The organism is Streptomyces capillispiralis, assembly GCF_007829875.1.
In the GTDB taxonomy this organism is placed as follows: Bacteria; Actinomycetota; Actinomycetes; order Streptomycetales; family Streptomycetaceae; genus Streptomyces; species Streptomyces capillispiralis.
In genome coordinates this window covers 1,501,595-1,525,970 of the sequence record NZ_VIWV01000001.1, presented here as the reverse complement: position 1 = coordinate 1,525,970, position 24,376 = coordinate 1,501,595, and the positions used below count along the sequence as shown (strand labels likewise).

Annotated in this window: 23 protein-coding genes; 16 read left to right on the top strand and 7 right to left on the bottom strand. The window is 74.8% G+C overall.

Annotated features, from left to right (window positions below; translation table 11 throughout):
• Positions 1 to 16: 16 nt before the first annotated feature.
• A complete protein-coding gene (locus FHX78_RS06110; protein WP_145866447.1) occupies positions 17 to 1,537 on the bottom strand; it encodes a transcriptional regulator in 1,521 nt (506 codons plus the stop codon).
• 237 nt (positions 1,538 to 1,774) lie between these two features.
• Between FHX78_RS06110 and FHX78_RS06105 the strand changes: the two genes are divergently transcribed.
• Positions 1,775 to 2,395, top strand: a complete 621-nt coding sequence (locus tag FHX78_RS06105; RefSeq protein ID WP_145866446.1) for a hypothetical protein — start codon at positions 1,775 to 1,777, stop codon at positions 2,393 to 2,395.
• A gap of 206 nt (positions 2,396 to 2,601) precedes the next feature.
• Complete coding sequence (locus FHX78_RS06100) at positions 2,602 to 3,003, top strand: ATP-binding protein (RefSeq protein ID WP_145866445.1); 402 nt, start codon at positions 2,602 to 2,604, stop codon at positions 3,001 to 3,003.
• A gap of 90 nt (positions 3,004 to 3,093) precedes the next feature.
• On the opposite strand, the gene FHX78_RS06095 is transcribed toward FHX78_RS06100, so the two are convergent.
• Complete coding sequence (locus tag FHX78_RS06095) at positions 3,094 to 4,131, bottom strand: DUF2637 domain-containing protein (protein ID WP_145866444.1); 1,038 nt, start codon at positions 4,129 to 4,131, stop codon at positions 3,094 to 3,096.
• Between the two features lie 304 nt (positions 4,132 to 4,435).
• Positions 4,436 to 5,320: a (2Fe-2S)-binding protein gene (locus tag FHX78_RS06090; RefSeq protein WP_145866443.1), complete on the bottom strand. Its 885-nt coding sequence runs from the start codon at positions 5,318 to 5,320 to the stop codon at positions 4,436 to 4,438.
• A 167-nt stretch (positions 5,321 to 5,487) separates the two neighbouring features.
• Between FHX78_RS06090 and FHX78_RS06085 the strand changes: the two genes are divergently transcribed.
• Positions 5,488 to 6,363, top strand: a complete 876-nt coding sequence (locus FHX78_RS06085) for a GntR family transcriptional regulator (RefSeq protein ID WP_167531699.1) — start codon at positions 5,488 to 5,490, stop codon at positions 6,361 to 6,363.
• A 232-nt stretch (positions 6,364 to 6,595) separates the two neighbouring features.
• Here FHX78_RS06085 and FHX78_RS06080 read toward each other — a convergent pair whose 3' ends face one another.
• Complete coding sequence (locus tag FHX78_RS06080; protein ID WP_145871695.1) at positions 6,596 to 7,363, bottom strand: hypothetical protein; 768 nt, start codon at positions 7,361 to 7,363, stop codon at positions 6,596 to 6,598.
• 159 nt (positions 7,364 to 7,522) lie between these two features.
• Positions 7,523 to 9,220 carry a PucR family transcriptional regulator gene (locus FHX78_RS06075; protein WP_145866442.1) on the bottom strand — a complete coding sequence of 566 codons (1,698 nt, stop codon included), beginning with the start codon at positions 9,218 to 9,220 and terminating at the stop codon, positions 7,523 to 7,525.
• A gap of 344 nt (positions 9,221 to 9,564) precedes the next feature.
• Here FHX78_RS06075 and FHX78_RS06070 point away from each other — a divergent pair, with 344 nt between their 5' ends.
• The 5 genes from FHX78_RS06070 (at position 9,565) to FHX78_RS06050 (ending at position 16,312) form a co-directional block, all read left to right on the top strand.
• Entirely contained in the window at positions 9,565 to 10,455 is an 891-nt protein-coding gene (locus tag FHX78_RS06070) for an FAD binding domain-containing protein (protein ID WP_145866441.1), read from the top strand.
• Complete coding sequence (locus FHX78_RS06065; RefSeq protein ID WP_145866440.1) at positions 10,455 to 11,057, top strand: (2Fe-2S)-binding protein; 603 nt, start codon at positions 10,455 to 10,457, stop codon at positions 11,055 to 11,057. Before FHX78_RS06070 ends, FHX78_RS06065 begins: the two co-directional genes overlap by 1 nt.
• Before the next feature lie 2 nt (positions 11,058 to 11,059).
• On the top strand, positions 11,060 to 13,444 hold the full coding sequence (locus FHX78_RS06060; protein ID WP_145866439.1) for a xanthine dehydrogenase family protein molybdopterin-binding subunit: 2,385 nt from the start codon (positions 11,060 to 11,062) through the stop codon (positions 13,442 to 13,444).
• 213 nt (positions 13,445 to 13,657) lie between these two features.
• Positions 13,658 to 15,115 carry an NCS2 family permease gene (locus FHX78_RS06055; RefSeq protein ID WP_145866438.1) on the top strand — a complete coding sequence of 486 codons (1,458 nt, stop codon included), beginning with the start codon at positions 13,658 to 13,660 and terminating at the stop codon, positions 15,113 to 15,115.
• A 45-nt stretch (positions 15,116 to 15,160) separates the two neighbouring features.
• Entirely contained in the window at positions 15,161 to 16,312 is a 1,152-nt protein-coding gene (locus FHX78_RS06050) for an XdhC family protein (RefSeq protein WP_145866437.1), read from the top strand.
• 17 nt (positions 16,313 to 16,329) lie between these two features.
• Here FHX78_RS06050 and FHX78_RS06045 read toward each other — a convergent pair whose 3' ends face one another.
• Positions 16,330 to 16,770: an SRPBCC family protein gene (locus FHX78_RS06045; protein ID WP_145866436.1), complete on the bottom strand. Its 441-nt coding sequence runs from the start codon at positions 16,768 to 16,770 to the stop codon at positions 16,330 to 16,332.
• A 348-nt stretch (positions 16,771 to 17,118) separates the two neighbouring features.
• Between FHX78_RS06045 and FHX78_RS06040 the strand changes: the two genes are divergently transcribed.
• Genes FHX78_RS06040 through FHX78_RS06020 form a run of 6 tightly spaced genes read left to right on the top strand, consistent with a single transcriptional unit; the run spans position 17,119 to position 21,013 of the window.
• Complete coding sequence (locus FHX78_RS06040; protein ID WP_145866435.1) at positions 17,119 to 18,123, top strand: glycosyltransferase family 2 protein; 1,005 nt, start codon at positions 17,119 to 17,121, stop codon at positions 18,121 to 18,123.
• The gene (locus FHX78_RS06035; protein WP_145866434.1) at positions 18,120 to 18,734 is read left to right on the top strand and encodes a D-glycero-alpha-D-manno-heptose-1,7-bisphosphate 7-phosphatase; all 615 of its coding nucleotides are present in this window, start codon (positions 18,120 to 18,122) and stop codon (positions 18,732 to 18,734) included. Before FHX78_RS06040 ends, FHX78_RS06035 begins: the two co-directional genes overlap by 4 nt.
• Positions 18,731 to 19,729, top strand: coding sequence for a glycosyltransferase family 9 protein (locus FHX78_RS06030; protein ID WP_145866433.1), 999 nt, complete (start codon positions 18,731 to 18,733; stop codon positions 19,727 to 19,729). The genes FHX78_RS06035 and FHX78_RS06030 overlap by 4 nt, the downstream gene beginning before the upstream one ends.
• On the top strand, positions 19,726 to 19,869 hold the full coding sequence (locus FHX78_RS06025) for a glycosyltransferase family 1 protein (protein WP_145866432.1): 144 nt from the start codon (positions 19,726 to 19,728) through the stop codon (positions 19,867 to 19,869). The genes FHX78_RS06030 and FHX78_RS06025 overlap by 4 nt, the downstream gene beginning before the upstream one ends.
• Positions 19,869 to 20,015, top strand: coding sequence for a hypothetical protein (locus FHX78_RS36695; RefSeq protein WP_167531698.1), 147 nt, complete (start codon positions 19,869 to 19,871; stop codon positions 20,013 to 20,015). Before FHX78_RS06025 ends, FHX78_RS36695 begins: the two co-directional genes overlap by 1 nt.
• Positions 20,012 to 21,013 carry a glycosyltransferase family 9 protein gene (locus FHX78_RS06020; protein ID WP_145866431.1) on the top strand — a complete coding sequence of 334 codons (1,002 nt, stop codon included), beginning with the start codon at positions 20,012 to 20,014 and terminating at the stop codon, positions 21,011 to 21,013. Before FHX78_RS36695 ends, FHX78_RS06020 begins: the two co-directional genes overlap by 4 nt.
• Positions 21,014 to 21,018: 5 nt before the next feature.
• Here FHX78_RS06020 and FHX78_RS06015 read toward each other — a convergent pair whose 3' ends face one another.
• On the bottom strand, positions 21,019 to 22,221 hold the full coding sequence (locus FHX78_RS06015) for an IS110 family RNA-guided transposase (RefSeq protein ID WP_145866178.1): 1,203 nt from the start codon (positions 22,219 to 22,221) through the stop codon (positions 21,019 to 21,021).
• Positions 22,222 to 22,432: 211 nt separating this feature from the next.
• Here FHX78_RS06015 and FHX78_RS06010 point away from each other — a divergent pair, with 211 nt between their 5' ends.
• Together FHX78_RS06010 and FHX78_RS06005 are read left to right on the top strand one after the other, a co-directional pair.
• The gene (locus tag FHX78_RS06010) at positions 22,433 to 23,302 is read left to right on the top strand and encodes a glycosyltransferase family 2 protein (protein ID WP_145866430.1); all 870 of its coding nucleotides are present in this window, start codon (positions 22,433 to 22,435) and stop codon (positions 23,300 to 23,302) included.
• Positions 23,299 to 24,195: a glycosyltransferase family 2 protein gene (locus tag FHX78_RS06005; RefSeq protein ID WP_145866429.1), complete on the top strand. Its 897-nt coding sequence runs from the start codon at positions 23,299 to 23,301 to the stop codon at positions 24,193 to 24,195. Before FHX78_RS06010 ends, FHX78_RS06005 begins: the two co-directional genes overlap by 4 nt.
• The last annotated feature ends 181 nt before the right edge of the window (positions 24,196 to 24,376 follow it).

The following is a 24,376-nucleotide window of genomic DNA, read 5'->3' as shown; positions in this document are numbered from 1 at the left end:
GTTCACTCCGGGGTGTTCACTCCGCCCGGGGGCGCCAGGCGCGCGCCGAGGTGTCGTACTCGTGGCGGGGCAGGCCCTCGATGCCGCTGGTGCGGAACGGGCGGCCGCGGTCGTCGATCCGCACCGTGCCGGTGCGGCCCTGGGAGGACCAGTCCAGCTCCAGGTACCAGCGGCAGTCGCAGCCCCGCGTCCGGGCGGTGACCAGCAGCACCTCGGGGTCGGTCGCGGAGACCCGGTAGGGCATGCGCACCGCCGGGATCGGCGTGCCCGCGTCGTTCCCGGCCACCGCGCGGGCGATCGGCCGGTCCTTGTCCAGGTCGACGTCGAAGTACCGCGGGGTGAGCGCGCCGCCGCACCCCTGGTCCATGGCGTACGCGTGACCCGGGGCGGGATCAGCGCGGCCCGCCACGCGGACGCGCAGCCCGGTCAGGACGACGGCCGTGTCGGAGGTCCCCTGCACCGACAGCTCCACCATGGTCTCGCCCCCGTGCACCGCCGACTGCGTCGCCGCCCAGGTCCCGGCGTCCTGCGGGGCCGGGGGCGGGGGGACCTGCTCCGGCGGCTTGGCGATCACGTAGTCGTGGCCGCACCCGTGCGCCCAGACCTGGGAGTCGACGGACCAGGTGAGCGGCGGGGGCCCGGCGGACGCGGACTGCCGCGGAGCGGCCGGGGCGGACGGGCCGTGTGCCGGACCGGAGGAGCCGGGGCCGCGGTCTCCCTTCGTGTCCGCCTCCGCCTCCGCCTTCCCCTTCCCTTCCGCCGTCGCCTTCGCGGAGGGTGAGGCGGAACCGGAACCGGACGGGGCGGGCGGGGAGGTACGGCCGTGCGGGCCCGCCGCACCGGTCGTCCCGGGCGCGGCGGTGGGCCGCCCCTCGCCGGACGACCGCCGGCCGTCCGGCAGCGCGGACAGACTCCCCACGGTGGCGAGCAGCGCACAGACGGCGGCCAGGGCGACACCGACCCGCCTGCGCCGCCGGTACCAGGGCCGCCGAACGCCCGCGCCCCCGGTCAAGGGCCCGCTCACCACGCCCTCTTGGGCCTCGCCCGGCCCGGTGGCCGGATCGGTGGTTGGGTCGGCGGTCGGGTCGCCCGGGTGGTCGGGAGCGGTGGCCGGTTCGCCGGGGTCGTCGGGCGTTGTGGGGCCGGAGTGAACATCGGGACCGGAGCCGGAGTCCGAACCGGCCCCCGGTGCGGTGGCCGGTTCCGGTTCCGGTTTCGTTTCCGTTTCCGTTTCCCGTTCCGGTTCCGTCAGGGTCGTGGCCGACGCGTCCGCCGCCCGCGGGCGTTGCCGTGCCCGGACCGCGCGGAGCCAGCGGCGGTGGAGTTCCAGGCGTTCCGCGCTCGACGCGCCGCACAGGGCGGCGAACCGCTCGACCGGCGCGAAGTCGACCGGCACCGCCTCGCCGGCGCAGTAGCGGTGCAGCGTCGAGGTGTTCATGTTCAGCCGACGGGCCAGCGAGCCGTAACTGCGGTCCGTACGTTCCTTCAGCTCCCGCAGCAGCGCCGCGAACCCGGCCACGTCGTCCTGTGCCGACACCGTCACCCCGCACCCGTTGCGAACCGGCCCGGGACGGTATCCCAGGCACCCCGTATACCTGCACGTCAGACGGCCTGGGATGGTTCCATGCCGGCGGATGTGCCGATCGTGCTTGCGGTCGTCTCCCGGGACGGCCGATGCTCTTGGCACCGCCCCGGCGGCCACCGCGAGGACGGGTCCGGCCGGCGCGGCGCACCGCTTCGCCATTCCATCACGCACACCTCACGGGGGACATCCATGCCCAAGCGCACCCGGGCCGCCGCACTCGCCGCGCTCACCGTCGCCGCCCTCGCGGCCGGAACGGCGCTCACCGCGCCGGCCGGTGCCGCGCCGCAGCGGACCGCCCCACCCGCGTTCCTCACGGCCGCGGAACTGCCGCCGCACCCCTCGTCCTCCTGGACGGCGGGCCCGGTCACCGACGGCTTCCCGGCCGAACTCGCCTTCTGCCTGGGCGAGGGCGTACCGGCCCACGACTACCGGCACCGCGTCTTCCACACCGACCTGGACACGGGCGCCGTACAGGTCACCGTCGTCACCGGTTCCCCCGCCCAGGGCAAGGCGCTGGCCGCCCTGCTGGACGAGGAGATCCGCTCCTGCGCCGAGAGGATCGAGCAGTCCGACCCGGAGACCGAGGCCGAGGGCCGCTACTTCGGCGCGCTGCCGGTCGAGGAGGGCGCGCGGGTGCGCGGACTGCACACCACGACCTCCTGGGGTGCCACGGACGTCCACCTGCTGTCGGTGGGACGCGACGGCGGGACGGTGACCGTCGTCGGCTGGGGGCAGATGGGCGACTTCGACGACGCCCCGGTCGCCGCCTTCAGGAAGACGACGACGAAGGCCGTCGCGAAGCTCCACTGAACCGCACGACCACCGCGAAAGCCGGGGTCGTCCTCTCGCCACGGGGGTCGGGAGGACGGCCCCGCACGCTTGTGTGGCCCCTGCACTTCGGCCAAGAACCGGTCGTTGACGGTTGGACATGACTGCCGCGTGGGTGACGGGGCAAGCATTCCCGTGTACCTGTTCGACCAGCAGGGGGAATCGGCATCGGCACGCGGGCGGGGGCCATGAAGAGTCAGGTGTCGGCGGCACAGCTGAAACGCACACTGGGGCGGGCGGATCTGCGCGCGGTGCCCGAGTCCCGCAGGGCACTGCGGGAACTGCTCAGGGACTGGGGCAGTACGGAGCGGTCGGAGGTGGCGGAGCTGCTGACGAGCGAGCTCGTCACCAACGCGCTCGTCCACACCGACCACGAGGCGGTCCTGACGGCCACCGTCGGGCCGGGCGGACTACGGGTGGAGGTGCGGGACTTCGTGGCCGGTGAGCCCCGGCCGCGCGTACCGTGCGCCGACGGTACGCACGGGCGGGGTCTGGTGCTGGTGGAGTCCCTCGCCGACGGGTGGGGGATCAGGAAGCACGGGGTGGGCAAGTCCGTCTGGTTCGAACTCGACGCGGACGCCGCCGCCTGAGGCGTACGTACGCCAACGGGACGGGGTGCGGTCCCTGGCGGACCGCACCCCGTCCCGTGGTACGCACCTCGTCGTGTGCCCGGCGAGGCGTCAGCCGAACTGCTGCTCCAGGTCCTTGAGCTTGCGCTCCAGGGAGTCCAGGCGCGGCAGGGCCTGGGTGTCGTCCTCGGCGGTGAGGTCGACGGTCATCGGGTCAGCGCCGGTGCGCACCGGCTGCAGGGAGGGACGCGCGCGGACGGGCAGGGCCTCCGCCGCTATGGCAGGCTCCGCGGACACCATGTCGGAGCCGCGCTCCACGGTCGGAGCCTCCAGCTCGCGTCCGCCGCGGCCCACGAAACCCCGGTGGCCCCGGCTGATCGCCTTCGCCCGGGCCCGCTCCACGCGCTGCTGGTCGCGCCGGCGCTGCTTGGCCTCGTCCTTGCGGATCTTGTCCTCGCGCACTTCCTCGACCGCCTCGTCGAGGCTGCGCACGCCCTCCAGCAGCATCAGCGACCAGGCGCGGTACGTCTCCCGGGGGGCGCGCAGCCAGCGGACGATCCGGATCTGCGGCAACGGACGCGGAACCAGGCCCTGTTCCCGCAGGGCGGCCCGGCGGGTCTGCTTCAGCGCGCGGTCGAACAGCACCGCCGCCGACAGCGACATGCCCGCGAAGAAGTGCGGCGCGCCGTCGTGGCCGATGCCCCGCGGCGCGTGCACCCAGTTGAACCAGGCGGCGGCGAAGGCGAACGTCCACACGAGTATGCGCGAGCCGAGGGCCGCGTCACCGTGGCTGGCCTCGCGCACGGCGAGCACCGAGCAGAACATCGCGGCGCCGTCCAGGCCGAAGGGGACGAGGTACTGCCAGCCGCCGGACAGTCCGAGGTTCTGCTCGCCGAAGCCGACCAGTCCGTGGAAGGAGAGCGCGGCGGCCACCGCCGCGCAACAGAACAGCAGGACGTAGGAGACGGTGCCGTAGAGGGCCTCCTTGCGCCTGCGGCGCTCCTCGCTGCGCTCCCACGAGTCCTCGGCACGTGTGTCCTTGACCGAGGAGCGCTTGCCGCGCGCCAGCACCGCCACCGCCGCCAGCATGCCCAGGAGCAGCACGGCGCCCGGAAGCAGCCAGTTCAGCGATATGTCGGTCAGTCTCATCTAAGGGGTCCCTTGCATTGGGATAGGGCGTAACGCCCGCCATAGTGGCCCACTCCCGGCGGCCCTCAGGGGGTTTCGGGGCAAGACGCCGCCAAGGAGGGGCGAGGGGGAGTCCCGGGGCGACGATCTGCTCGAACTGCCGCATGAGGGGCGGGAGTTGAGTTCGAATAAGACTACCCGTACGGGTGGTTCCACGGAAAGTTCCCGTGAGAGGTGAGGGAATTGTGAATCACCCGTTACCTCTGTGGCGTGCTCACCGGATGATCTTACGGTGTGAAAGGAGGTGCCGATGTCCGACGGGGTGTCAACTCGCCTGCGCGACCAGCTCGCCGGTCCGTACGGTGGCCGTCCCGGCCGTCGCGGCCGGCGTCCGCCCGGTGGCGCAGGTGCGCGGGCAGGTGGCGCAGACGTCCTCCGGACGCAGGGTGTAGAACATGCAGCAGCTGACCCGCTCCCGGGTGACGGCGGCCGGCTCGCCGTCGGGTCCGGCCGGCCGGCGGAAGGCGGCCGCGCCCACGTACGGCTTGGTCGCGCCCGGCAGCAGCAGCTCCAGCTCCCGCAGCCCGCGCTCCTCCTCGCCGAGCAGCTGGGAGACGTACCGCAGGCTCTCCACGATCTCGTCGGTCGCCATGCCCCACAGCGCCCGGCCGCGCCGCCGCATCCGCGGGCCGAAACCGCCCAGGACCGGTTCGAGGTGCTGGGCGACCGCCGCGCGCACCTCCGCCCGCAGCGCCTCCTCGTCGGGCACCACGCGGGCGCCGGGCAGGGCGGCGGCGGGGTCGTCGGGCAGGCAGGAGAAGCCGTCCGGCCGCACGGCGAAGCGGCCCACGGCCAGGCCGGGGGCGGTGCGGTCGAACGAGACGTGCGTCACGGGGTAGTGCGGCACCCGGCGGCGCAGGAACCACGGCACGGTGATCAGCAGGCAGGCGGGCCATGCGTAGCGGTGCAGACCGAAGCTGGCGATCACGTCCGGGCGGCCCCGCTGCCCGTAGTCCCGCAGCACCTGGGTGTCGTCCCAGGTGAGGAACGCCTCCAGGCCGGTCCCGCCCTCGGCGAGCTCCGACGCGGCGACCCAGCCGCCGCCCCGGGGCATCGCCTCGCCGGCGCCGACCTCGGTGACGGCCATCGCGGGGAAGGCCTCCGCCAGACGGGCGTACGCGTCCGCGACGACCGAACCGGGCACAGGCATGGGACCACCCATTCACGTTGTGAGGAGCCGACCGATAAAAGGTAAGGCTCACCTTACCCAAGATCGGGGAAATGTGAACTGGCGTCCGATGCGCTTAGGGTGCTTGACGGACAGGTGACAACCCGCCGTAATGACCCCAAGTACCGACACGTCCGCAGGAGGACCTTGTGAAGCAGGGCACGCAGGGCTCCGCCTGGACGGGGAACGCCGCGACCGGCCCGGCCGGCGAGGCCGCCCGGGGCCGCTTCCGGGTGCCCGCCCAGCCGACGGCCCAGGACGCGGACCGGCCCCGGGACGCGGACCGGCCTCTGAACGCCGAGTGCGACCGGCGGCGCGGCGGGCCGCACGACGCCGAGGGCGGGACCGCGCGCGGCGAGCACACGCACGGCGAACCCGCCCCCCGCCCCGCCCGGCCCGCCGTCCAGCGGTCCTCCGTGCGCGGCCAGATCCTCGCCGCCCTGCGCACCGCGCTGGTGACGGGCGACCTGAGCCCCGGCGAGGTGTACTCGGCGCCGGTGCTCGCCGAGCGGTTCGGCGTCTCCGCGACGCCCGTGCGCGAGGCCATGCAGCAGCTCACCCTGGAGGGCGCGGTCGAGGTCGTGCCGAACCGCGGGTTCCGCGTCGTCGAGCGGGGCGCGCGGGAACTGGCCGAGCTGGCCGAGGTGCGGGCGCTGATCGAGGTCCCGGTGATGCTGCGGCTGGCGCGCACGGTGCCCGCCGCGCGCTGGGCCGAACTGCGCCCCCTCGCCGAGGCCACCGTCCGCGCCGCCTCCTCCGGCTGCCGGGCCACCTACGCCGAGGCCGACCGCGCCTTCCACGGCGCGGTGCTCGGCCTCGCCGGCAACGAACAGCTGGTCCGCATCGCCGAGGACCTGCACCGCCGCGCCCAGTGGCCCCTGGTCGGCAGCACCCCCGGGACACGCGGCCGGGCGGAACTGGTGGCCGACGCCCACGAGCACACCGCCCTGCTGGACGCGCTGATCGCGGGCGACCTCGAGGTGGTGCGCTCCCTGGTGAGCGAGCACTTCACCGGGGCGGCCTGAACGGGGGCGGCCTGAACAGATCGGCCTGAACAGGTCGGCCTGAACCGGGCACCGTGACGGGGGCCGCACGGAGGGGGCGCGGCTGTCCGTTCGGGGCGCCTGATCGAGCCCGCCGCGCGCGGGGCCGCCGCGGCGGGGGTGTCGACGCCGGGCAGCCGGCGTGGGGTGACCGGCGTGGGGTGACCGGCGTGGGGCGGCCGTTCCGCCCGGTGAGGGCGTGCGGCCGCCCTCGCTAGGCCGTGGCCGCGCCCGGGGCCGGTGGGGTGAGGTGGCGGGACAGCCAGGTGGGGACGCCGCCCAGGAGGCGGAACAGGCGGCGCGCCTCGTCGCGCAGCCGGGACGCCTCGGGCTCGGTCTCCGTGTCGGCGAGGGAGACCAGGGCCGGCGCCGTGCCGACGAGATAGCCCAACTCCTCGCGGATCCGCAGGGATTCGGCGAAGCCGTGCCGCGCCTCCGCCAACTCCCCCTCCCGTAGCGCCAGTCCGGCCAGATGGCGCCAGGTCCCGGAGAGCAGCAGCGGGTCGGCGTGCGCGGTGGCGCCCGCGTGGGCGCGCCGGTAGGCGGCCCGCGCCGCTTGCGGGGACCGGGTGAGGTTCTCCGCGATCAGCCCGCGCCGGAAGTCCAGCAGCGCCCGCCCCGCCGCCCCCGGCGGCAGCAGCGCCGCCGCCCGCCCGAGCGCGGCCCGCGCCTCGTCGGCCCGGTCGCGCACGCCGAACAGGGTGGCGGCGTAGGCCAGGTACCCGCGTTCACAAGCGGCGGCGCCCCGGTCGTCGTCGCTGTGCGCCAGCGCCTCCGCCGTACGCAGCGCGTCCTCGGCCTCCTCCCAGCCCGCCTCGGTGTAGAGGCACCGCTCCACCAGCAGCGACGCCCGCTGCAGGGCCGCGTCCGGCGAGGCGGGTTCGAGCAGCGCGGCGGCGTCCGCCCAGCAGGCGCGGGAGCGCAGCCGCCACACCGCCGTCTGGAGGGGATCGTCATCGGCGGTCGTTCCGTCACCGGACATGGCGGTATGCGCCACGTTGCCCTCCCCGAGCACGCCATCGAGCTGTTGAGTGGTGGCCGCATCTCAGCACGAACCACGGGGCCCGGCCAAGAGGGTGGGTGAAGGATTTCACAAAGTCATGGGGTGCGGATCCGGACGCGGTGGCCGACCCGCGCGGGGTCAGCTCATGCGCAGGGCCAGGAAGAAGTCCAGCTTGTCCTCCAGCCGCGACAGGTCACGGCTCGTCAACTGCTCGATCCGCCCGACGCGGTAGCGCAGCGTGTTGACGTGCAGGTGGAGGCGGGACGCGCAGCGGGTCCAGGAGCCGTCGCAGGCGAGGAACGCCTCCAGGGTGGGGATCAGCTCGGCCCGGTGGCGGCGGTCGTAGTCCCGCAGGGGGTCGAGCAGCCGCGCGGTGAAGGCGCGCCGTACGTCGTCGGGGACGAACGGGAGCAGCAGGACGTGCGAGGCGAGTTCCTGGTGGCCGGCCGCGCAGACCCGGCCCTGGCGGGCCGCGGCCACCCGCCGCGCGTGCCGTGCCTCCTCCAGCGCCCCGCGCAGGCCCTCCGCCGAGTGCACGGCGGCGGAGACGCCGAGGGTGAGCCGCCCGTCGTCGTCCAGACCGGCCGTGAGCGGGTCGCGTACGGAGTCCAGCAGCGCCTCGGCGACGACTCCCGCGCCGGTGCCGTCGTGCTCGCCGGTCACCGAGGGCAGCGGCACCAGCGCGATCGCCTCGTCCCCGGTGTGCGCGACCGCGATGCGGTCGGACTGCTCGGGTCCGGTCGCGTCGGGGTCGACCAGGATCTCCTCCAGCAGCGCCTGCGCCACGGGCCCGCCCTCGACCTCGCCGCCGTCCCAGTCGACGCGGGCCACCACCACCTGCCAGTGCGGCGCGGTCCCGAGCCCGGGCAGCAGCACCGGCGCGGCGACCCGCAGCCGCGCCGCGATCTCGGCGGGCGCGGCGCCGCTCTGCACCAGCTCCAGCACCTCCTGCGCCAGCCGGCGCCGCACCGTGCGCGCCGCGTCCCGGCGGTCCCGCTCCACGGCGATCAGCTGGGTGACGCCGTGCAGCAGGTCCAGCCGCTCCTCGGCCCAGTCACCGGCATCCGCCTCCACCGCCAGCACCCAGTCCGACAGCACCGTCTCGCGCACGTCCCGGGCCGCCGGCGCGGAGCGCCCGCTGCTGCGCACCGGGAAGAGGCTGTACGTGGTCGGGCCCAGCGCGACCCGGTGCGGTCCGCGCCGGCCGGTGCGGGCGGCGGCCAGGTGCTCCGCGGCGAGCCGCGCGCACACGTCGGCGGGCAGCGCCGGCCGCGGTCCGGCGGACCCGCCGGACGCGGCGCCCTCCGATCCGGCGATCAGCCGCCCGGCGGGCGACAGCACCCAGGCCCGCAGGTCCAGGTCGGAACCGAGCAGGTCGAGCACCACCTCGGGGCCGCCGCCCGCGGGACCGGAGGTCATCATCCGCCGGTGCCGGTCCACCACGGCCGCGAGGTCTCCGGCGCGCTCGCCGGAGACCTGCCGCACCACGTGCTCGGTGATGGTCGCGAAGGCCACCGACTCGTGCACGGCGAACAGCGGCAGCCGGTGCCGGGCGCAGGCCACGGCCAGGTCGTCGGGGACGTCGCCCAGCTCCGCCGTACCGGCCGCGACGGCGGCCACCCCGGCCTGCGCCAGGATCCGTACGAACGGCTCGGAGTCGGCGGCGCCCCGGCGCCAGGCCAGACCGGTGAGCACCAGTTCCCCGCCCGAGAGGTAGCGGCTGGGGTCCCTCAGGTCGGTCGTCATCACCCCGCGCACCGTGCGGTCCAGCTCGTCCTCGCCGCCGAGCAGCTTCAGGCCCAGCGCGTCGGTGTCCAGCAGTGCGCGCAGCCGCATTCTCGTCGCCGCCGTTTCTTGTCTCGATATCTACGATGGACCGTGGAGGGATCTTCCGGCGAGGGCCCGCGGGGTGGCTGATCAGCGGTGTCGGCCGTTTCCTGGACCGTCTGCTCCGTTTCCGGAGGAAGGTGGGGAGGTTACCGATGACCTCCGTTCATACGAATCTACAAGATGCCCTCGCTGGCCAGCCAACTCCTTCATGGTTTCCGTGACTGACCCTCAGGGAGCACACGGCGGTGTACTGGCCCCACTCCGAGTGGAAAGCACACCGACGAGCCGGGACCGCCGCACACGGATTGGCTCGATCCGCACGCCTCACGAGACGAAGAAGAGAGCCGGTCATGGACTTCCTTCGCCCCGCCAGCTGGGAGGAGGCGCTCGCCGCGAAGGCCGAGCACCCCACAGCTGTCCCGATCGCGGGTGGCACCGACGTGATGGTCGAGATCAATTTCGATCACCGTCGGCCCGCCTACCTGATGGACCTGAACCGCATCGGCGACCTCGCCGCGTGGGAGGTCGGCGAGGACGGAGTGCGGCTCGGGGCCTCCGTTCCGTACGCGCAGATCATGGAGCATCTGCGGGCCGAACTGCCGGGGCTCGCCCTCGCCTCCCACACGGTCGCCTCCCCGCAGATCCGCAACCGCGGCGGCGTCGGCGGCAACCTCGGCACCGCCTCCCCGGCCGGCGACGCCCACCCGGCGCTGCTCGCCGCCGGCGCCGAGGTGGAGGTCGAGTCGGTGCGCGGAGCGCGCCGCATCCCCATCGACGACTTCTACACCGGCGTGAAGCGCAACGCGCTGGCGCCCGACGAGCTGATTCGCGCCATCCACATCAAGAAGGCGGACGGCCCGCAGCAGTACTCCAAGGTCGGCACCCGCAACGCCATGGTCATCGCCGTGTGCGCCTTCGGTCTCGCCCTGCACCCCGGGACGCGGACGGTGCGGACGGGCATCGGCTCCGCCGCCCCGACGCCGATCCGGGCCCGGGCCGCCGAGGAGTTCCTGAACGCGGCACTGGAGGAGGGCGGCTTCTGGGACAACGGGAAGATCGTCACCCCGTCGGTGGCCAAGCAGTTCGCGGCCCTGTGCGCCGCCGCCTGCAACCCGATCGACGACGTCCGCGGCACCGCGGCCTACCGCCGCCACGCGGTCGGCGTGATGGCCCGCCGCACCCTGACCTGGACCTGGGAGTCGTACCGCGGCGCCCACCGCATCACGGAGGGGGCCGCGTAATGCGACTCAACTTCACCGTCAACGGACGCCCCCAGGAAGCCGACGACGTCTGGGAGGGCGAGTCCCTGCTGTACGTGCTGCGCGAGCGGCTCGGCCTGCCGGGCTCCAAGAACGCCTGCGAGCAGGGCGAGTGCGGTTCGTGCACGGTCCGCCTGGACGGCGTCCCGGTGTGCTCCTGCCTCGTCGCCGCCGGACAGGCCGAGGGCCGCGAGGTCGTCACCGTGGAGGGCCTGGCGGACTTCGCCCGGCAGCGCTCCCACGGCACGGGATCCCACGGCACGGGATCATGTGGCACGGCATCCTGCGGCACCTCGCTGGACGACGCCCAGGCGTGGCAGGCCGCCGGTACCGACTCGCAGACCGGCGAGGGCACCGCGCTGGCCCCGATCCAGCAGGCGTTCATCGACGCCGGCGCCGTCCAGTGCGGCTTCTGCACGCCCGGTCTGCTGGTCGCCGCCGACGAGATGCTGGAGCGCAACCCCGACCCGACCGACGCGGACATCCGCGAGGCCCTGTCGGGCAACCTGTGCCGCTGCACCGGCTACGAGAAGATCATGGACGCGGTCCGCCTCGCCGCCGCCCGCCAGTCCGAGGGGGTCTGAGCATGCCGACGAACGGGATTCCCACCAAGATCACGCAGGGCTCGGGGACCAGGGGCGGCATCGGCGAGTCCACCCTCCGCCCCGACGGCACCCTCAAGGTCACCGGCGAGTTCGCGTACTCCTCCGACATGTGGCACGAGGACATGTTGTGGGGCCACATCCTGCGCTCCACCGTCGCCCACGCCGAGATCGTGTCGATCGACACCGGTGAGGCCCTCGCCACCCCGGGCGTCTACGCCGTCATGACGTACGACGACCTGCCGACCGGTGTGAAGCACTACGGGCTGGAGATCCAGGACACCCCGGTCCTCGCGCACGGCAAGGTCCGCCACCACGGCGAGCCCGTCGCGATCGTCGCCGCCGACCACCCGGAGACCGCCCGCCGCGCCGCCGCGAAGATCAGGGTCGAGTACCGCGACCTCCCCGTCGTCACCGACGAGGCCTCCGCGCTCGCCCCGGACGCGGTCCTCGTCCACGAGCACCGCGACGACCACCACATCGGCCACGTCCCGCACCCCAACGTCGTCCACCGCCAGCCCATCGTGCGCGGCGACGTGGCCGCCGCCCGGCGCCGCGCGGACGTGATCGTCGAGGGCGAGTACACCTTCGGCATGCAGGACCAGGCCTTCCTCGGCCCCGAGTCCGGGCTCGCCGTCCCCGAGGAGGACGGCGGCGTCCACCTCTACATCGCCACCCAGTGGCTCCACTCCGACCTGCGCCAGATCGCCCCCGTCCTCGGCCTGCCCGAGGACAAGGTGCGGATGACGCTGGCCGGCGTCGGCGGCGCGTTCGGCGGGCGCGAGGACCTGTCCATGCAGATCCACGCCTGTCTGCTGGCGCTGCGCACCGGCAAACCCGTCAAGATCGTCTACAACCGCTTCGAGTCGTTCTTCGGCCACGTCCACCGCCACCCGGCCAAGCTGTTCTACGAGCACGGCGCCACCCGCGACGGCAGGCTGACCCACGTCAAGTGCCGCATCGTCCTCGACGGCGGCGCGTACGCCTCCGCCTCCCCGGCCGTGGTCGGCAACGCCGCCTCGCTCGGCATCGGACCGTACGTCGTCGACGACGTCGAGATCGAGGCCATCGCCCTCTACACCAACAACCCGCCCTGCGGCGCCATGCGCGGCTTCGGCGCGGTCCAGGCGTGCTTCGCCTACGAGGCGCAGATGGACAAGGTGGCGAGGGAACTCGGCCTGGACCCGGTTGAGTTCCGGCAGCGCAACGCGATGGAACAGGGCACGCTCATGCCCACCGGGCAGCCCGTCGACTCCCCGGCACCGGTCGCCGAACTCCTGCGCCGCGTCAAGGCGATGCCGATGCCGCCGGAGCGCCAGTGGGAGTCCAGCGAGGGCGCCGACGTGCGCCAGCTGCCCGGCGGCCTGTCCAACACCACGCACGGCGAGGGCGTCGTCCGCGGCGTCGGCTACGCGGTAGGCATCAAGAACGTCGGCTTCTCCGAGGGCTTCGACGACTACTCTACCGCCCGCGTGCGGATGGAGGTGGTCGGCGGGGAACCGGTCGCCACCGTGCACACCGCGATGGCCGAGGTCGGCCAGGGCGGTGTCACCGTCCACGCGCAGATCGCCCGCACCGAGCTGGGCGTCGGCCAGGTCACCATCCACCCGGCCGACACCCGGGTGGGCTCGGCCGGTTCGACCTCGGCGTCGCGGCAGACGTACGTCACCGGCGGCGCGGTCCGCCACGCCTGCGAGCTGGTGCGCGAGAAGGTGCTGGAGCTCGGCCGGCGCCGGTTCGGGCCGTACCACCCGGCGTGGGCGACCGCCGAACTCCTGCTGGAGGGCGGCAAGGTCGTCACCGACGGCGGCGAGGTCCTCGCCGACCTGGCCGACGTCCTCGGCGACGAGGCCGTGGAGGTCGAGGAGGAGTGGCGGCACCGGCCGACCGAACCCTTCGACCTGCGCACCGGGCAGGGCAACGGCCACGTCCAGTACTCCTTCGCCGCGCACCGCGCCGTCGTCGAGGTCGACACCGAACTCGGCCTGGTGAAGGTCGTCGAACTGGCCTGCGCGCAGGACGTCGGCAAGGCGCTCAACCCGCTGTCCGTCATCGGCCAGATCCAGGGCGGCACCACCCAGGGCCTGGGCGTGGCGGTCATGGAGGAGATCGTCGTCGACCCGAAGACCGCGAAGGTGAAGAACCCCTCCTTCACGGACTACCTCATCCCCACGATCCTCGACACGCCGACCATCCCCGTCGACGTGCTCGAACTCGCCGACGAGCACGCCCCGTACGGGCTGCGCGGCGTCGGCGAGGCACCCACCCTGTCGTCCACCCCGGCGGTCCTCGCGGCCATCCGGAACGCGACGGGCCTGGAGCTGAACAGGACACCGGTACGCCCGGAACACCTCACCGGGACGCCGTGACCCCGCTGCCGTGGCGCGCGCCCGGCCCCCCCACGGGGCGGCACGGACGCGCGCCGCGGCCCCGGCACCGGGCGACCCGCGGCACCCCGCGGGCGGCCCGGCGCCGCACCCCACTGAAGGTGCAGTACCGGGCCGTCCCCCGGGTCCGGCACCTCCCAAATCCCGTGCCTTCGCCGAAGGCGCGGGGGCCCTGTGAACCTTGGGAGAGGCACCATGACCCAGCAGTCCGTGGAGCCGAGGACCACCGCCGACGACGCGGGCGCGGGAACCCGCGTCCCGGCCGGGCGGTCCTGGCTCGACCGGTACTTCCACATCACGCACCGAGGATCCACGGTCGCCCGTGAAGTGCGCGGCGGCGTCACCACCTTCATGGCGATGGCGTACATCCTCCTGCTCAACCCGCTGATCCTGTCCGGCGAGGACGCGGCCGGGAACACCCTCGGCCGGACCGCCCTGATCACCGCGACGGCGTTCGCCGCCGCCCTCAGCACGCTGCTGATGGGCTTCCTCGGCAAGGTGCCGCTCGCGCTCGCCGCCGGCCTGTCCGTCTCCGGGGTGCTCGCCTCGCAGGTGGCGCCCGCGATGACCTGGCCGCAGGCGATGGGCATGTGCGTGATGTACGGCGTGGTCATCATGCTGCTGGTCGTCACCGGGCTGCGCGAGATGATCATGAACGCGATACCGCTCGCGCTGAAGCACGCCATCACCATGGGCATCGGCCTGTTCGTGGCCCTGATCGGCTTCTACAAGGCCGGCTTCGTGCACCGGGGCGAGGCGACCCCGGTCACCCTCGGGCCGGCCGGTGAACTGGCCGGCTGGCCCGTGCTGCTGTTCGCCCTCACCCTCCTGGCGATCTTCATGCTCCAGGCGCGGGGCGTCCCCGGCGCCATCCTGATCGGCATCGTCGGCGGCACCGTACTCGCCGTCGCCCTCAACGCCTTCGGCGTCATCGACCCGAAGCAGTGGGCGAGCGGCGCCCCCGAACTGCGCGGCGGCGCGGTCTCGATGCCCGACTTCTCGGTCTTCGGACAGGTCGAGTTCGGCGGCTGGGGCGAGGTCGGGGCGATGACCGTCGGCATGATCGTCTTCACCCTCGTCCTCGCGGGCTTCTTCGACGCGATGGCGACCATCATCGGCGTCGGCACGGAGGCCGGGCTCGCCGACGGCAGGGGCCGGATGCCGGGCCTGTCCAGGGCGCTGTTCATCGACGGCGCCGGCGGCGCGATCGGCGGGGTCTCCGGCGCGTCCGGCCAGACGGTGTTCGTCGAATCCGCCACCGGCGTCGGCGAGGGCGCCCGTACGGGCCTGTCCTCCGTCGTCACCGGGCTCTTCTTCGCCGCCTGCCTCTTCTTCACCCCGCTGACGGCGATCGTGCCGGGCGAGGTCGCCGCCGCCGCGCTGGTGGTGATCGGCGCGATGATGATGATGAACGCCCGCCATGTCGACTGGGCCGACCGCGCCACCGCGATCCCGGTCTTCCTGACCGTGGTGATCATGCCGTTCACCTACTCCATCACCGCGGGCGTGGCCGCCGGGGTCATCTCCTACGCGGCCATCAGGACCGCCCAGGGCAGGGCCCGCGAGATCGGCGCGTTCATGTGGGGCCTGACGCTGATCTTCGTGGTCTACTTCGCCCTCGCCCCGATCGAGAGCTGGCTGGGCGTGCACTAGCAAGGCCGCGAGCACACCTTCCCCACGGACCCGGAGGACCGAGACATGCTGGACATCGCCGAGGAGTTGCACCGGTGGGTGGAACAGGGGCGTGACTTCGCGGTCGCCACGGTGGTGGCGGTCGGGGGCAGCGCGCCCCGGCTGCCGGGTGCCGCGCTCGCGGTGGACGCCGGGGGCGTGGCGGTGGGCTCGGTGTCCGGGGGGTGCGTGGAGGGAGCGGTGTACGAGCTGTGCCGGCAGGCGCTGGCCGACGGCGAGAGCGTGGTCGAGCGTTTCGGGTACAGCGACGAGGACGCCTTCGCCGTGGGGCTGACCTGCGGCGGGGTCATCGACGTCCTGGTGACGCCGGTGCGGGCGGCGGACGCCGTCCGCCCGGTGGTCGCGCCGGCGCTGGCCGCCGCCGTGCGGGGGGAGCCGGCGGCGGTGGTGCGGGTCGTGGACGGGCCGGGGGAGATGGTGGGCCGTGCGCTGGTGGTGGGCCCGGACGGCCGCCGCGAGGGGGGCCTGGGCGGTCACCCGGAGCTGGACCGCACGGTGGTGGCCGAGGCGGGCGCGTACCTGGAGGCGGGCCGCACGGGGGTGCTGGAGGTCGGTGAGCGGGGCTCGCGGTGCGGGCGGCCGCTGACGTTGCTGGTGGAGTCGTCGGTGCCGCCGCCCCGGATGATCGTGTTCGGGGCGGTCGACTTCGCGTCGGCGCTGGTACGGGTGGGGAAGTTCCTCGGACACCGGGTGACGGTGTGCGACGCGCGTGCGGTGTTCGCGACCCAGGCCCGCTTCCCGGAGGCGGACGAGGTGGTGGTGGAGTGGCCGCACCGGTACCTGGAGCGCACGGCGGTGGACGCCCGTACGGTGGTGTGCGTGCTGACGCACGACGCGAAGTTCGACGTGCCGCTGCTGGAGCGGGCGTTGCGCCTGCCGGTGGCGTACGTGGGCGCGATGGGGTCGCGCCGGACGCATCTGGAGCGGCTGGAGCGGTTGCGTGACGCCGGTCTGTCCGAGCGGGAGCTGGCGCGGCTGCGGTCGCCGATCGGCCTCGACCTCGGCGCCCGTACGCCGGAGGAGACGGCCCTGTCCATCGCCGCCGAGATCGTCGCGGACCGGCGCGGCGGCAGCGGGGTGTCCCTGACGGGCGCCCACACGCCGATCCACCACGACGACGGGACCCCTCCCGCCGGCCGGATCGGATCGGTGGCCTGAGCCGGCCCGCGGACCTTTCAAGGCTCGCGGAGCAGCCGGTTCACCGCCCGTCCGAAGACCTGGCCGCCCGCTCGCGCCACCACGCCGTCCAGCGGCGCCGGCTGGAAACGCAGCCGGACGTCCTCCCGCCACCGCACCCGCGCCCGGCCGCCCGGACCGGGTCCCACCTCGATCTCCGCCCAGCCCAGGACGACACGGCCGCGCTTCTCCAGACGGCACAGCCCCGGCGAGTCGTCCACCGGGGGCCGCCACACCGTCACCTCCATCGGGTCCTCGAAGGAGAGCGGTCCGACGCCGGTGCGGGCGACGACCCGGGTGCCGACGCCCGTCGGCGGGGGAGTGGTCACCCTGATCCGGGTGAGGGGGACCACCGCGCCGTGCCGGGGCCAGTCCGTCAGGCGGCGCCACGCCTCGTCGGGGGGAAGGGGTGCCGTGCGCTGGACAAGGAAGGTGGCCACGAGGCGATCCTAGGGAATCCCCGCCGGGCGGCGGCACGTGCGGGGGCCGCTCACCCGAACGGCCCCCCTCGGTGCGGAGGCCGCCCCGGCCCGCCCCACGGCCCTCGCGCTGCCGGACGGAACACCGCGAACCTCGCACACCCGCACCAACCGTGCTGAGCTGTCTCCAAGTGTTTGAGGCAGCTGTGAACGCGGCACCCGCTTCCCCGCAGCACCACACGTTTCGCAGGGACGGAGCACATCCGACATGCGCGACCTCGGAACCAAGCGCTCCAGCCGGCGCCGTAACGGCGGGCGCCACCGGCCGGCGACCGGGCCGTACGCGGTGCCCGGGGGGTGGGCGGCCCGATGACGTCGTACTCCGTCGTGATTCCCACCCTGGTGCGGGGCACCCTCGCCGACTGCCTCGCCGCACTGGCCGCGGCGACCGGGCCGCACCCCGACGCGATCGTCCTCGTCGACGACCGGCCCGACCCCGACCCCCGCTCGGAGGCGCTGGAGCACGCGCTGACCGTCCTCGGCGACCTGCGCGCCCGCACCACCGTCCGCACCAGCGGGGGCCGCGGACCCGCCGCCGCCCGCAACACCGGGCTGCGCGCCGTCACCACGCCCTGGGTCGCCTTCCTCGACGACGACGTCCAGGTGGGGCCCCACTGGTGCGCGCAACTCGTCCAGGACCTCAAGGAGGCGTCCCCCGACACCGCCGGCGTCCAGGGCGTCATCACCGTGCCGCTGCCCGGCGGGCGCCGCCCCACCGACTGGGAACGCGGCACCGCCGGACTCGTGCAGGCCCGCTGGATCACCGCCGACATGGCCTACCGCAGCGACGCCCTGCGGCAGGCCGGCGGCTTCGACGAACGCTTCCCCCGCGCCTTCCGCGAGGACGCCGACCTCGCGCTGCGCCTCCTCGACGCCGGCTGGCGCATCCGTCAGGGCCGCCGCACCACCCTGCACCCCGTGCGCCCCGCCTCCCGCTGGGCGTCCGTGGCCCAGCAGCGCGGCAACGCCGACGACGCCCTGATGCGGCACCTGCACGGGCCCGACTGGTGGGACAAGGCGGTCGCCCCGCGCGGCCGGATCCGCCGGCACGCCGCGATCACCGCCGCCGGGGCCGCCGCCTGCGCCCTCGCCGCCGCCGGGCACCGCCGTGCCGCCACCGCCTGCGCCCTCGGCTGGGCCGCCGGCACCGCGGAGTTCGCCCGCGCCCGCATCGTCCCAGGCCCGCGCACCCGCGAGGAGGTGACGACCATGCTGGCCACCAGCGTGGCCATCCCACCCGCCGCCACCTGGCACCGGCTGGCCGGGGCCTGGCGCCACCGCAACACCCCCGCCTGGCGGGAGACGGCCCGATGAGCCCGGTCGGCGCGGTGCTGTTCGACCGCGACGGCACCCTCGTCCACGACGTGCCCTACAACGCCGACCCCGGCCTGGTGCGGCCCGTCGAGGGCGCCCGCGAGGCACTCGACACGCTGCGCGCCCGCGGCATCCGCACCGGCGTCGTCACCAACCAGTCCGGCATCGCGCGCGGGCTGCTCACCGAGGCCGACGCCCGCCGCGTCAACCGGCGGGTCGAGGAACTGCTGGGCCCCTTCGACGTGTGGGCGCTGTGCCCGCACGGCCCGGACGACGGCTGCCACTGCCGCAAACCCCGGCCCGGCATGGTGCTGTGGGCGGCCGGCCGGATCTGTGTGGACCCCGCCGACTGCGTCGTCATCGGCGACATCGGCGCCGACATGGAGGCCGCGCGCCGCGCCGGCGCCCACGGCATCCTCGTCCCCACCCCGCAGACCCGCCCCGAGGAGACCGCCGCCGCGCCCCACGTGGCCGAGAACCTCCCGGCCGCCGTACAGCTGCTCCTGCCCGACCCGCCGTGGGAGCGGCCCGGTGACGGGCCGGACCGCGCCGGAGGGCCCGGCGTCTCCGCGCCCCGCGCGGCACACGACGCGCACGGGAGGCGGGTGTGAAGGCCCTCGTGACGCGGCTCGACAGCTTCGGCGACGTCCTGCTCGCCGGGCCCGCCGTGCGGGCCGTCGCCGCCCGCGCCGACTCCGTGACCCTGCTGTGCGGCCCGCACGGGGCACCCGCCGCCCGGCTGCTGCCCGGCGTGGACGAGGTCATCGTCTGGGACTCCCCCTGGACCGGCTTCCAGCCGCCCCAGGTCGACCGCGAGGAGATCGACCGCCTCCTCGCCACCCTCGCCGCCGTCGACGCCGGCACCGCGCTGATCCTCACCTCCTTCCACCAGTCGCCGCTGCCCACCGCCCTGCTGCTGCGCCTGGCCGGGGTCCCCCGCATCGCCGCCGACAGCGAGGACCACCCCGGCTCCCTCCTCGACGTACGCCACCACCGCGCCCCGCACGCCCACGAGGCCGAGGCCGCGCTCGACCTCGCCGAGGCCGCCGGTTTCCCCCGGCCCGACGACGGACGGCTGCGCGTCCTGCCCCCGCCCGCCGCACGGGCGCTGACCGGCCCCGGACGGTACGTCGTCGTCCACCCGGGCGCCAGCGTGCCCGCCCGCGCCTGGAGCCCCGGCCGCTGCGCGCAGGCGGTGCGCGCACTCGCCGCCGCCGGACACCGGGTGGTGGTCACCGGCGGCGCGGGGGAGCGGGACCTGACCGCGTACGTCGCCGGCGAACGGGCCCTCGACCTCGGCGGCCGCACCGGCGCCGCGGAACTCTCCGGCGTGCTCGCCGGCGCCGACTGCGTGGTCACCGGCAACACCGGCCCCGCGCACCTGGCCGCCGCCGTCGGCACCCCGGTGGTGTCCCTGTTCGCACCCGTCGTCCCCGCCGAGCGCTGGCGGCCGTACGGCGTGCCGTACGTGCTCCTCGGCGACCAGGGCGCGCCGTGCGCCGGCACCAGGGCGCGGCAGTGCCCCGTACCCGGCCACCCCTGCCTGGACGAGGTGACCGCGCACGACGTCGTCGCCGCCGTCGGCAAACTCGTGGAGGCGACATGAGGATCCCGCGCCGCCGCTACGGCACCGCGGGGCGCGAACGCGTCCTGGCCCACTACACCTGGAGCCGCGTCGCCGCCGGCGTCGAGGCCGTCCACCGCCGGGTCCTCACCGCGCACGCGACCCCGAAGGAGGTGGCCTGATGACCGGACCCGCGGCCGCCACCGCCTACGGCGGCGGGGGAACGGGGGGTGAGCCGAGCGGCACGGTGCCTCTCCCGGTCGCCGGGGACACGCCCTTGCCGGCCGGTGGCCCCCTGGGCGGACGGGGCGCGGAGGGCGCCCGGTGACCCCGCCGCACGCCGTCCCCGTACCGGCGCGGCCCCGGCTGCTGGTCCTGCGGGCGCTGGGGCTCGGTGATCTGCTGGCCGGGGTGCCCGCACTGCGGGCCCTGCGGCGGGCGTTCCCCGGCCACGACCTCGTGCTGGCCGCGCCCGCCGGACTCGCCCCGGTCGCCGAGGCCACCGGCGCCGTGGACCGGTTGCTGCCCGCATCCGCCCCCGGCCGCGCCGTACCCCGCACCCTCGACTGGACCGGTCCGCCCCCGGACGTCGCCGTGGACCTGCACGGCAACGGGCCGCCCAGCCACCGCCTGCTCCAGGACCTGCGCCCCCAGCGGCTGCTGGCGTTCGCGCACCCCGGGACCCCGGAGATCGAGGGCCCGCCCTGGGACGCGGAGGAGCACGAACGGGACCGCTGGTGCCGGCTCCTGCGCTCCTACGGCATCGACGCCGACCCCGCCGACCTGCTGCTGCCCCGCCCGCGCGCCGCGTCCCCGGCCCCCGGCGCCGTCGTCCTGCACCCGGGTGCCGGGTCCCCCGCCCGCCGCTGGCCGGTCGACCGGTACGCGGCCGTCGCCGCGGTCCTGCGCGAGCGCGGCACACGCGTCGTGGTCACCGGGGGAGCGGACGAGGGGGACCTGGTGGCGCGGCTCGCCGAACAGACCGGCCTGCCCGACACCGACGTCTTCGCCGACGGCATCCCCTTCGACCGGCTCTCCGCCCTCGTCGCCGGCGCCCGTGCCGTCGTCAGCGGCGACACCGGCATCGCCCACCTGGCGGTCGCCCACGCCACCCCGACCGTCACCCTCTTCGGCCCGGTGCCGCCCAGCCGGTGGGGCCCGCCCCCACACCCCCGCCACACCGCCCTGTGGCACGGCCCGGAGGGCGATCCGCACGGCGACCGCCCCGACCCGGCGCTGCTGCGGATCACCCCCGCCGAGGTCCTGCGCGCCCTCGGCGGCCTGCCCGACCCCGCCCGCCGCCCGGGAGGAGGAGAATCTCAATGATCGTGTCAAGCCGCCTGCGTGACTGGCGGGACGGAGGTGAACAGCCTCTTGTCACGCAGCATCGCCCACAGCACGTTGACCCGTCGGCGGGCGAGTGCGAGCAATGCCTGCGTGTGGATCAGGCCCTCGGCGCGTTTCTTGAGGTAGTAGTCCCTCGAAGGTCCCGGTCGCATCATCGCGGACTGCGCGGACATGTAGAACAGCCAGCGCAGGCGCCGGTTGTAGCGTTTGGGCCGGTGGTAGTTGCCGGTGCGGCGGCCGGAGTCGCGAGGCACCGGCGCCAGGCCGGCGTGCGAGGCCAGGCGTCCGGCGTCGCGGTAGCCGGAGAGGTCCCCGACGATTGCGACGAACTCGGCACCCAGGATCGGGCCCATGCCGGGCAGGGACTCGATGATCTCGGCGCGGTCGTCGGTGCGGAAGGTCTCGCGGATCTCCTGGTCGTTGTCCTTGATCCGTTCGTCCAGGGCCAGGAGCTGGTGGGCCAGGTCGCGCACCAGCTTGGCGGCCCGGGCCTCGCCGGGCAGGGCGGTGGTCTGGGACTGGGCGGCCTCGACGGCCTTGGCCGCGACGGTGTCGGCACTGCGGACCTTGCGTCGTTCCAGCCAGGTGGTCAGCCGCTTGACGCCGATCCGCCGCAGGGCGGCCGGGGTCTGGTACTCGGTGAGCATGACGACCGGGCCCTTGGAGGCGGAGTAGTCGAATGCCCGCTCCAGGGCCGGGCAGATGCCGACCAGCAGGTCGCGCAGCCGGTTGATGAGCCGGACCCGGTCGGCGATCAGGTCCCGCCGGTAGCCGGTCAGCAGCTGCAGTGTGGAAACCAGCTCTGGCGGAGTCCCGATCGGGGCGAAGTCCCGGCGCATGCGGGCCTGGTCGGCGATGACCAGGGCGTCCTTGGCGTCGGTCTTGCCCTCACCGCGGTAGGCGCCGGTCATCCGGTTGACAGTGCGACCGGGCACGTAGACCACCTGCTGACCGTGCGCGATCAGCAGGGCCAGCAGCAGGGCGGAGGCACGGCCGGAGATGTCCACCGCCCACCGCACCTCGTCGGCCTTCTCCCGGGCCGTGTCGATCAGCGTCAGGATCTGGGCCTCATCGTTGAGCACCTTCGTCGAGAACAGTGTCTCACCGTCGGCGTTCACCGCCACCGCCCAGTGATGCCCCTTGCCTGCGTCGATGCCGACCCATATCCGCGCGTGAGCCCTGCTCAAGCCCGTCGCTCCGTTCCACCGTGACCAGCACTTCTGTGGCCCGGGGAACACTCCGCCGACAGGTCCTTAACCAGCGATGCCCGCAGTTCTCAATCAGCAGTCGGAGCGTCCCGGAGGACCGGGCGGCCATTCTCCGGGAGCCATCAACGGCAAACACCCCATCAGCCACACCCGGTCCTCCCGGACCGCCCAACATTCTTAAGGACACCCCGTGACCGACCACCGCCCCATCGGCGTCGTCATCGCCACCCGCAACCGGTGCGACCGGCTCGCCGTCACCCTGCGGCACCTGACCGCCCTGCCCGAACGCCCCGAGATCCTCGTCGCCGACAACGCCTCCACCGACGACACGCGCGCCCTGCTCGCCCGGGACTTCCCCGAGGTGCGCGTCCTGGCGCTGCCCGTCAACCACGGCGCCCTGGCCCGCAACCACGGCGCCCGCGTCCTCGACACCCCGTACGTGGCGTTCAGCGACGACGACTCCTGGTGGGCGCCCGGAGCACTCGGCCGGGCGGTCGACCTGTTCGACGCCCATCCCCGGCTCGGCCTGATCGCCGCCCGCACCCTCGTCGGTCCGTCCGCCGACCCCGACCCGCTCAACGACGTCCTCGCCGCCTCCCCGCTGGGCCCGGCCACCGACCTGCCCGGCACCCAGGTGCTCGGCTTCCTCGCCTGCGGCGCCGTCGTCCGCCGCACCGCCCACCTCGACGCCGGCGGCTTCCACCGGCTGCTGTTCTTCGGCGGCGAGGAGACCCTCCTCGCCTACGACCTCGCCGCGCGCGGCTGGGGCGTCACCCACTGCCCCGACGTCGTCGCCCACCACCACCCGGACCCCGCCCCGCGCCCGGACCGCCCGGCGCTCCAGCGCCGCAACGCACTCCTGACCGCCTGGCTGCGCCGCCCCGTCCCGCACGCCCTGGCCCGCACCGGGGCCCTGGCCGCCGAGGCACGCGGCGACCACCAGGCCCGGCGGGCCCTGCGGGAGACCCTGAGCCGTCTGCCGGCGGCCCTGCGCGAGCGCCGTCCGCTGCCTCCGCACGTGGAGCGGGCCGCCCGCATGCTGGAAGGGGCGACCGTATGACCGACCCCCGCACGACCGTCGTCGTCATCACCCACAACCGGCGCCCCGAACTGCTGCGCACCCTCGGCCACCTCGCCGCGCTCCCCGAACGCCCGCCGGTGATCGTCACCGACAACGGCTCCGCCGACGGCACCGCCGAGGCCGTCGCCCGCCACCACCCCGGCGTCCGGCTGCTGTGCCCCGGCCGCAACCTCGGCGCCGTCGGCCGCAACCTCGCCGTGCGCGAGGTCCGCACCCCCTACATCGCCTTCTGCGACGACGACTCCTGGTGGTCGCCAGGATCCCTGGCAGGCGCCGCCGACCTGCTCGACCGGCACCCGGCGCTCGGCTCGGTCACCGCGCGGATCATCGTCGAACCCGACGGCACCGAGGACCCGATCGTCCGTGAACTGCGCGACTCGCCGGTGCCCGGCCCGCACTGGCTGCCCGGACCGGCGCTCGGCTCGTTCCTGGCCGCCGCGACCGTGCTGCGCACCGACGCCTTCCGCACCGCGGGCGGCTTCCACCCGCGCCTGTGGCTCGGCGGCGAGGAGGAACTGCTGGCCGCCGACCTGGCGGCCGACGGCTGGTGGCTCACCTACGCCGACCACCTCACGGTCCACCACCAGGCGTCGCAGGCGCGGGACCCGACGCTGCGCCGGATGCACGGCATCCGCAACACCCTGTGGTTCACCTGGCTGCGCCGCCCGGCCGGCCGCGCCCTGCGCCGCACCCTGCACCTGGCCCGCACCGTCCCGCGCGACACCGCCTCCCTGCGCGCCTTCGCCGAGGCGGCCGCCGCCCTGCCCTGGGTGCTGCGGGAACGCCGCGTCCTGCCCGACGAGGTCGAGTCCCGGCTCCGCCTCCTGGAACCCGCCCAGCGCACCTCCACGGCCCGCCGCTACACCGGTTGAGACACCCGTGCGCGCCGGGGCCCGGCGGTGGGGAGCGGGCACCGGCCGCACGGGCCCGACCGCCCCCGGCCGACCCGGTTGCCGGAGGGGCGAGTCGCGGCCCGCAGGTCCGTGCCGCCGCAGGCACCTGCCCGTTCCCGCGCGACACCTTGGCCGGCGACCCTCTGCCCGCCCCCGCCCG

Bases quoted from the DNA above. Each gene is read 5' to 3' on its own strand.
- FHX78_RS06105 (WP_145866446.1), top strand. From the start codon at position 1,775: ATGCCCAAGCGCACCCGGGCCGCCGCACTCGCCGCGCTCACCGTCGCC.
- FHX78_RS06050 (WP_145866437.1), top strand. From the start codon at position 15,161: ATGCTGGACATCGCCGAGGAGTTGCACCGGTGGGTGGAACAGGGGCGT.
- FHX78_RS06100 (WP_145866445.1), top strand. From the start codon at position 2,602: ATGAAGAGTCAGGTGTCGGCGGCACAGCTGAAACGCACACTGGGGCGG.
- FHX78_RS06055 (WP_145866438.1), top strand. From the start codon at position 13,658: ATGACCCAGCAGTCCGTGGAGCCGAGGACCACCGCCGACGACGCGGGC.
- FHX78_RS06035 (WP_145866434.1), top strand. From the start codon at position 18,120: ATGAGCCCGGTCGGCGCGGTGCTGTTCGACCGCGACGGCACCCTCGTC.
- FHX78_RS06075 (WP_145866442.1), bottom strand. From the start codon at position 9,220: ATGCGGCTGCGCGCACTGCTGGACACCGACGCGCTGGGCCTGAAGCTG.
- FHX78_RS06040 (WP_145866435.1), top strand. From the start codon at position 17,119: ATGACGTCGTACTCCGTCGTGATTCCCACCCTGGTGCGGGGCACCCTC.
- FHX78_RS06065 (WP_145866440.1), top strand. From the start codon at position 10,455: ATGCGACTCAACTTCACCGTCAACGGACGCCCCCAGGAAGCCGACGAC.
- FHX78_RS36695 (WP_167531698.1), top strand. From the start codon at position 19,869: ATGACCGGACCCGCGGCCGCCACCGCCTACGGCGGCGGGGGAACGGGG.
- FHX78_RS06095 (WP_145866444.1), bottom strand. From the start codon at position 4,131: ATGAGACTGACCGACATATCGCTGAACTGGCTGCTTCCGGGCGCCGTG.
- FHX78_RS06070 (WP_145866441.1), top strand. From the start codon at position 9,565: ATGGACTTCCTTCGCCCCGCCAGCTGGGAGGAGGCGCTCGCCGCGAAG.
- FHX78_RS06060 (WP_145866439.1), top strand. From the start codon at position 11,060: ATGCCGACGAACGGGATTCCCACCAAGATCACGCAGGGCTCGGGGACC.
- FHX78_RS06090 (WP_145866443.1), bottom strand. From the start codon at position 5,320: ATGCCTGTGCCCGGTTCGGTCGTCGCGGACGCGTACGCCCGTCTGGCG.
- FHX78_RS06005 (WP_145866429.1), top strand. From the start codon at position 23,299: ATGACCGACCCCCGCACGACCGTCGTCGTCATCACCCACAACCGGCGC.
- FHX78_RS06025 (WP_145866432.1), top strand. From the start codon at position 19,726: ATGAGGATCCCGCGCCGCCGCTACGGCACCGCGGGGCGCGAACGCGTC.
- FHX78_RS06080 (WP_145871695.1), bottom strand. From the start codon at position 7,363: ATGTCCGGTGACGGAACGACCGCCGATGACGATCCCCTCCAGACGGCG.